Source organism: Pseudomonadota bacterium (genome assembly GCA_023229365.1).
GTDB lineage: Bacteria > Myxococcota_A > Polyangia > JAAYKL01 > JAAYKL01 > JALNZK01.
This window is the reverse complement of the sequence record JALNZK010000047.1, coordinates 31422-38113: the sequence shown is the minus strand read 5'-3', so window position 1 is coordinate 38113 and position 6692 is coordinate 31422. Positions and strand designations below refer to the sequence as shown.

The window sequence follows — 6692 nt, the reverse complement described above, 5'->3', positions numbered from 1 at the left end:
TCTTCCGATCTGGGTCCCGGCCGATCCGTGTTCTTGAGTCGCGCGACGACCTCGCTCTCGACCCGGCACGCGGCGCATCGGGCGACGTGCCGCTCGCGCAGGGCGAGCTCTTCCGCCGAGAGGGAGCGCCCGAGCGCCTCCTCGGCCCAGAGCTGCCGCACCGCCTGGCACTCTCGGAGCTCGACCGTCATCGCCGAACCCCCTCGAACTTTTCCGCGAGCAGAGGATCCCTGCGCACGAGCCGGCCGAGCTTCTTGCGGCCGACGCGGAGCCTATACCGGACCGTGTAGACGTTCGTGTCCATCAGCTCCGCGATCTCCTTGAGGTCGTACTCTTCGACGAGGCGGAGCACGAGCGTCTGCCTGTACTTGGGCTTCAGCTCCGCGAGCGCGACCGCGATCCGCGCCGAGACGCGCTGCTCGTCCGCCTCGTTGTCGACGCGCCGGTCCGACTCGATCTCGGTCTCGACGACCGCGGCGTCTACGAAGCGGCTCTGGTAGGTGCGCGTCTTGCGGATCTCGCGCATCACGGTCCGCGCCGTGATCCGCGCGGCCCAGGACTGCAGCGAGCTCTGCCCGCGGAACGAGCCGATGGACTTCAGCAGCTGGATGAACGTGAGCTGCGCGAGATCCTCGGTGTCCGCGTGGCCGGCGGCCATGTAGTAGACAGTGTTGCGCACCCGATCCATGAGCCGCTCGACGAGCTGCCGCCGCGCCTTCTCGTCGCCGGCCGCCGCCTCCCGCGCCAGGGAGAGGTCGGCCTGGTGACCGGTCTCGGCTCCGCGGTCGGTCGGCAGCTTTTTCATCGCGAATCCCACCTCCCTCTAGTGTCTCGGGGCACGACGATGGGACAGAAAAAGTACACCTCTCGGGGGAGCGAGGCCAGGGGGGAGGCCCGGAGGGGGGTCAGCCCTCGTACTTCAAGCGGATCGCGGCGATGCGGGCCCGGTACTCGGCTTGGGTGATCCGGCCGGCACGGTACTCGGCCTTGGCGAGATCGAACTCGGCCTCCCGCCAGGCACGGATCGTCATCTGCCAATGGTAGAAGGCGCGCCCCGAGATCGCGCCGGCGTGCAGATCCCGTTTCAGCTCGCGCATGTTGCTGTAGCTCTTCCCCTCCATGGGCGGCGGGAGCGGGGGCTCCGCGGCGACGGTCGGGCGCATGCAGGCGGCGTAGATCTCGCAGTCCTGGTCCGTGCAGTCGAGGTGCCCGTCCCGGTCGTTGTCGACGCCGTCGGTGCACTCCGCGAGCCCACCCTCGCGAATCGGGGCCGCGGGCGCGGCGTCCGGGCAGGTGCACGGCTCGGACTCGGCGGCCGGCGCGCGGGGCGCGGCCTTCTTCTGCGCCGCGGCGGGCGACGCGGCCAGGGCGACCGTGCAAAGGGCGATCAGGCACAAGGTTGTTCGGCTCATGGCATCCTCCCGACCCGCCGGAATTGCGTACGGCGCGGGTCTCATGGCTGTTGGACCCGCGGGGACGGAAAAAGCGCCACCGCGCCGGGCAGAAGGGTCGAGTCCGGTCCGCGGCGATCCGTCATTCCCGATGTCGCAGTCGTTTTCCGGCAACCTTTCTGCGAAACGGCCGATTCAGGTTTCGTGTCGAATCTCATCCGCCTGTTCGAACCCGATGTCGTCTACGCGGTCGTGCAGACGACCGTGGACCGCACGTTTTCGTTCGCACCGAATCACGATCCCGCGCACCCGCTGCTGGCGCGGGGATGCCCGCCCGAGGCGCTCGACCCGGAAAGCCCGATCGTCCCGATACCGAGCGTGATCAACGTCGTCGGCGCCGCCGCGGCCAGAGCGCTGGAGCTTTCGCCCATCAATCTACACGCCCTCGAGCTGTCGAGCACGCACCAGCACGAGGAGGCGTCGGCCAAGGACGGCGACATCACCGGGCTGCCCGAATTCTGGCGAAACTTCCACTCGAAGGTCGCCCGCGACTTGAATCGCCTGCGAGATCGCGAAGGGCATCTGTACGCCGGCCCCACCCGCGTCACGCCCTGCGCCAACGACGACAAGGCGTTCCAGCAGCTGATCTACGCGCTGACGAACCCGGTGAAGGACGGGCTCGTCGACAGGGCCCGCCGCTCGCCGTTCTTCTCGACGTACCGCGCGCAGGCGCTCGGCGAAACGCTGCGGTTCTTCGACATCGAGTGGGAGCGCTACTGGGAGGCGGGCGGGCCGTTCAACCGGCGGCTGCATCCAAAGCAGTTCATGGTGTGGCGCACGCTCGAGATCACGCCGCTGCCGCACCTCGCCGACATGCCCGCGCACCGACGCCAGACGCTGATCCGCAAGGCGGTCGAGGAGGTCGAAGAAGAGACCGCCGAACAGCTGCGGCGCGAGGGGCGGACGTTCTGCCCGGTGTCACGCCACTTCGAGACCGATCCGCGGGGCCGGCCGTCGACGCCGCGCGTCAGCGGCCGCAAGCCCTTGATCCACGCCTCGACGAGGGCCGAGCGCGACGCCTACCGCGACAAGGTGCGCGACGTCATGAAGATGTACATCCCGGCGAGCGTCGCTTTCCGTTCAGGCTGCTTCAACGTCGACTTCCCGCCCGGCACGTTCCGGCCACCGCTGAGGCGACCGATCGCTTTTTCCGACTCGTCGTGATCCGCCTTCGGCGAGATGATCAATTCCCGATCTCGCGCCGCCTTCTCGCGTCGCTCTCGCCCGCGAAGACGCATCGATCTACCCGAAACGCCACGAACCTCGAAATGACCAGCCGGAATCGACAGCAACCGAGCTCATTGCCCACCCGTTTCGCCCGATCCGCGCTCGTTTCGAAAATCGACCGACCGCCCCGTCTCGCTACCAGCAGGCTGGATCTTTCCATCCGTCACTCGAAGCATTCGGCAATAGAACTGGTATCTCTACGGCCCCTCCCTCCCAGGGGGGCTGGATCTTTCCATCCGTCACTCGAAGCATTCGGCAATAGAACTGGTATCTCTACGGCCCCTCCCTCTCCCAGGGGGGCTGGATCTTTCCATCCGTCACTCGAAGCATTCGGCAATAGAACTGGTATCTCTACGGCCCCTCCCAGGGGCCCCTCCCAGGGCCCCTCCCAGGGCGGAACCCGCTCCACGCGTACCCCGCAGTCCGGGCAGCACACGCGGCGCGGCGCGTAACGCAGCAGGCAGCGCGTGCGGCCGAGGCCGAGGTGGACCCAGCGGCGCTCCGGGCGGCGGTCGTAACCCGGCGCGCGGCGGCCGCACTTGCCGCAACGGGGCTCACGCCAAGAGGGCCGGACGCTGGCGACGAAGCACCCCGCCTCGACGGCGACGGCGGTGACGAAAAGACTGGCGATACCGATGAGGTTCCGGGCAAACTTGGTGACGCGCATTTCCTCGGGGTTTCTTGGTTGGTTTGGCGATCACCAAGAGTTCCACGACGGGAATGCGCTTTTCCATTTATTGCCATGCAGTTACGTCGCGACAACGGGCGGGTTCACCCACTCGTGATGGAGGAGAGCCATAAAATGCTCGGGACATCTATCTCGCGCCGCCTCCGGCGGGATTCCGTTCTTGAATCACACGCGGGTACGGAACGGCCGAAATCGAAATCGGGCCGAAGATCACGCGGGGACGTTCTTGTACCGGCCCAAGGAGGACAGTATCTTCTTGCGGATCCGGAGGTGGTGCGGCGTCACCTCGATGAGCTCGTCGTCGTCGATGAACTCGATGCACGCCTCGAGGCTCATCTGCCGCGGCCGCGACAGGATGACGTTTTCGTCCCTGTTCGCCGCTCGGATGTTGGTGAGCTTCTTCTCGCGCGTGGCGTTGACGTCGATGTTGCGGCCCGAGGGCGTCTCGCCGATCACCATCCCCTCGTAGACCGTCGTGTTCGGCTCGATGAACAGTGTCCCGCGCGGCTGCAGGTGGAACAGGGCGTACGGCGTCGCCCGCCCCTCCCTGTCCGCGACGAGCGCGCCCGTGCGCCGCCCCGGGATCTGCCCCTGCCACGGGATCCACCCCTCGAACGAGGTGTTCACGATGCCGGTGCCGCGCGTCTCGGTGAGGAACTCCGAGTGGAACCCGATGAGGCCACGCGTCGGGATCGCGTACTCGAGCCGCACGCGCGTCTCGCCGGATCGCATGTCGACCATCTTCGCCCGCCGCGGGCCGAGCAGCTCCGAGACCGCGCCGAGCGTCTCGATGGAGCAGTCGATGTAGACCCGCTCCAGAGGCTCGTGGAGGGCGCCGTCGATCTCGCGCGTCACGACCTCGGGCCGCGACAGCGAGAGCTCGAACCCCTCGCGCCGCATGTTCTCGGCCAGGATCGACAGCTGCAGCTCGCCGCGGCCGATCACCCGGAACGTGTCGGTGGTGTCGGTCTCCTCCACCCGGACCGCGACGTTCATCAGCGCCTCGCGCTCGAGGCGCTCGCGGAGCTTGCGGCTCGTCACGTACGTCCCGTCCTGGCCGGCGAACGGCGACGTGTTGACGCCGAACGTCATGGCGAGCGTCGGCTCGTCCACCCGGATCCGCGGCAGCGGCTCGGTGTCGGGGGCGTCCGCGATGGTGTCGCCGATCTCCAGCCGCTCGATCCCGGCGAGCGAGACGATGTCGCCGCTGCGCGCCTCCGCGATCTCGACGCGCTCGAGGCCGCGCGCCGCGTACAGCCGGAGGACGCGCCCCGAGGTGACGTGGGCGTCCGGGCCGTGGACGAGCACCTGCATCCCCGCGCGGATCCGCCCGGAGCGCACCTTCCCGATGCCGAGGCGCCCCACGTAATCGTCCCAGCCGAGGTTGTTGACGTGCATGGAGAGCGGCGCTTCGGAACGATCCTCCGGCGGGGGCACCGTCGCGACGATCGCGTCGAGCAAGGGCCGCAGATCCGTGGAGCCGTCGCCGAGCTCCGCGTGTGCCACGCCGCGCCGCCCGTCCGTGAACAGCACAGGGAAGTTGAGATCCGCGTCCTCGCCGCAGAGATCGAGGAACAACTCGTACACCTCGTCGAGCACCTCGAGCGGCCGGGCGTCGCGGCGATCGATCTTGTTGATCGCGACGATCGCCGGCAGCCCGAGGCCGAGCGCCTTGCCGAGCACGAACCGCGTCTGCGGCAGCGGCCCCTCGGCCGAGTCGACGAGCAGGAGGACGCCGTCGGCCATGAGGAGTGTGCGCTCGACCTCGCCGCCGAAGTCGTGGTGCCCGGGCGTGTCGAGGACGTTGATCCGCGTCCCGCGGTAGTCGATGGCGGTGACCTTGGCGAGGATCGTGATCCCGCGCTCGCGCTCGATGTCGCCCGAGTCGAGCATGCAGTCCACGACCTCGGCGGACGCCCGGATGAGCCCGCTCTGGCGGAGCATGCCGTCGACGAGCGTCGTCTTTCCGTGATCGACGTGCGCGATCACGGCCACGTTCCTGACGTCGTCGCGCCTCGCTCCCGTCATGAATCGCGCCTCCTGCCGCGCCGCCTGCGAGCGGCGCCCTCTTTAGGCCCCGCGGGCGAGACAAGTCAACGGAAAACGCCTTCAACGGGAGTATACTCGACGTCATGCGCGCGGCGACCGACGCCCTGGCGATGCTCGCGATCCTCGCGGCGGCGGCGGGCGGGTGCACGAGCCCCGTGCCCGGCGTCCCCTGGATCGGCATGGACGCGGGCGCCTGCCCGGAAGACACCGAAACCGGCTCGGCGGATACGGACGTCGACTCCGACACGGATACCGACTCCGACACGGACACGGACTCCGACTCCGATACGGACGCGGATGCCGGCCCGGTCTGGCGCTTCGCCGTGTTCGGCGACAGCCGGGGCACCTCTGCGCTCGACGGGGTCAACGCCGAGGTGCTCGGCGCCGTCGCGGCGGCGGCTCTCGCCGATGGCGCGGATCTCGTGCTCTTTCTCGGCGATCTCGTCTACGGCTCGAGCGTCCCGGAGACCCTCGAGGCCCATCTCGTCGCCTGGCGCGACACGATGGAGACGCTGTACGCGGCGGGAGTGGGCGTCTACCCGGTGCGCGGCAACCACGACACCGGAGCTTTCGCGCCCTGGGACGCCGTCTTCAGCGGCCCGTACGCCATCTCCGACGCCGGGCCAGAGGGCGAAATCAATAAGACGTTCGCCGTCGAGCACGAGAACGCGCTGTTCCTCGGCTTCGACCTCTACTTCACCCCGCACCGCGTCAACCAGGCGTGGCTCGACGAGCGGCTCGCGGCGACGACCGCCGAGCACGTCTTCGCGTTCGCGCACGAGCCGGGCTACGCCGCGGCCCACGCGGACTGCCTCGACGACCACCCGGCCGAGCGCGACGCGTTCGTCCGGAGCCTGGTCGCCGCCGGCGGCCGAACGTACTTCGCAGGTCACGACCACTTCTACGCCAGGGCGGCCATCCGGGAGAGCGACACCGGCCCGGAGTTCTTCCAGATCATCGTCGGCACGGCCGGCGCCCCCCCGTCCGTTTTCGACCACGACTACGGCGGCGACAACGGCGACGCCTCGGTAGAAAAGGTGTTCTCGGACACGCCGTACGGCTACGTCCTCGCCGAAATCGAAGGGCCGCACGCCTCGTTCACCTGGAAGAAGATGATCTCGCCGACGGAGTTCGAACCGATCGAGACGTGGGGCTACGCCGCGGGGGACTGACGGATCACAGATCCGGCAGGGTATGGCCCTTGTCCCTCTTCGAGCGCAGGTACCGGACGTTGTGCGCGCCGACGCCGACGACGTGCGGCACGGTCTCCGCCACCG

At 68.6% G+C, this 6692-nt stretch carries 6 protein-coding genes; 2 read left to right on the top strand and 4 right to left on the bottom strand.

From position 1 onward, the window contains the following. From M0R80_17865 to M0R80_17855, 3 genes are all read right to left on the bottom strand, one after another. Positions 1-191, bottom strand: a 191-nt coding sequence (locus M0R80_17865; GenBank protein MCK9461501.1) for a hypothetical protein, incomplete at its 3' end; no start/stop codon positions are given. Next, positions 188-805, bottom strand: a complete 618-nt coding sequence (locus M0R80_17860; protein MCK9461500.1) for a sigma-70 family RNA polymerase sigma factor — start codon at positions 803-805, stop codon at positions 188-190. The genes M0R80_17865 and M0R80_17860, both read right to left, overlap by 4 nt. A gap of 100 nt (positions 806-905) precedes the next feature. Continuing rightward, the gene (locus tag M0R80_17855; protein MCK9461499.1) at positions 906-1412 is read right to left on the bottom strand and encodes a hypothetical protein; all 507 of its coding nucleotides are present in this window, start codon (positions 1410-1412) and stop codon (positions 906-908) included. A 183-nt stretch (positions 1413-1595) separates the two neighbouring features. Between M0R80_17855 and M0R80_17850 the strand changes: the two genes are divergently transcribed. Further along, entirely contained in the window at positions 1596-2615 is a 1020-nt protein-coding gene (locus tag M0R80_17850) for a hypothetical protein (protein MCK9461498.1), read from the top strand. Positions 2616-3576: 961 nt separating this feature from the next. On the opposite strand, the gene typA is transcribed toward M0R80_17850, so the two are convergent. Further along, positions 3577-5394, bottom strand: coding sequence for a translational GTPase TypA (typA, locus tag M0R80_17845; GenBank protein MCK9461497.1), 1818 nt, complete (start codon positions 5392-5394; stop codon positions 3577-3579). A gap of 104 nt (positions 5395-5498) precedes the next feature. Here typA and M0R80_17840 point away from each other — a divergent pair, with 104 nt between their 5' ends. Then, positions 5499-6587, top strand: a complete 1089-nt coding sequence (locus M0R80_17840) for a metallophosphoesterase (GenBank protein ID MCK9461496.1) — start codon at positions 5499-5501, stop codon at positions 6585-6587. Positions 6588-6692: the final 105 nt, after the last annotated feature.

Coding starts and splice junctions, on each gene's coding strand:
- M0R80_17860 (MCK9461500.1), bottom strand. CDS start 805: ATGAAAAAGCTGCCGACCGACCGCGGAGCCGAGACCGGTCACCAGGCC.
- M0R80_17855 (MCK9461499.1), bottom strand. CDS start 1,412: ATGAGCCGAACAACCTTGTGCCTGATCGCCCTTTGCACGGTCGCCCTG.
- typA (MCK9461497.1), bottom strand. CDS start 5,394: ATGACGGGAGCGAGGCGCGACGACGTCAGGAACGTGGCCGTGATCGCG.
- M0R80_17840 (MCK9461496.1), top strand. CDS start 5,499: ATGCGCGCGGCGACCGACGCCCTGGCGATGCTCGCGATCCTCGCGGCG.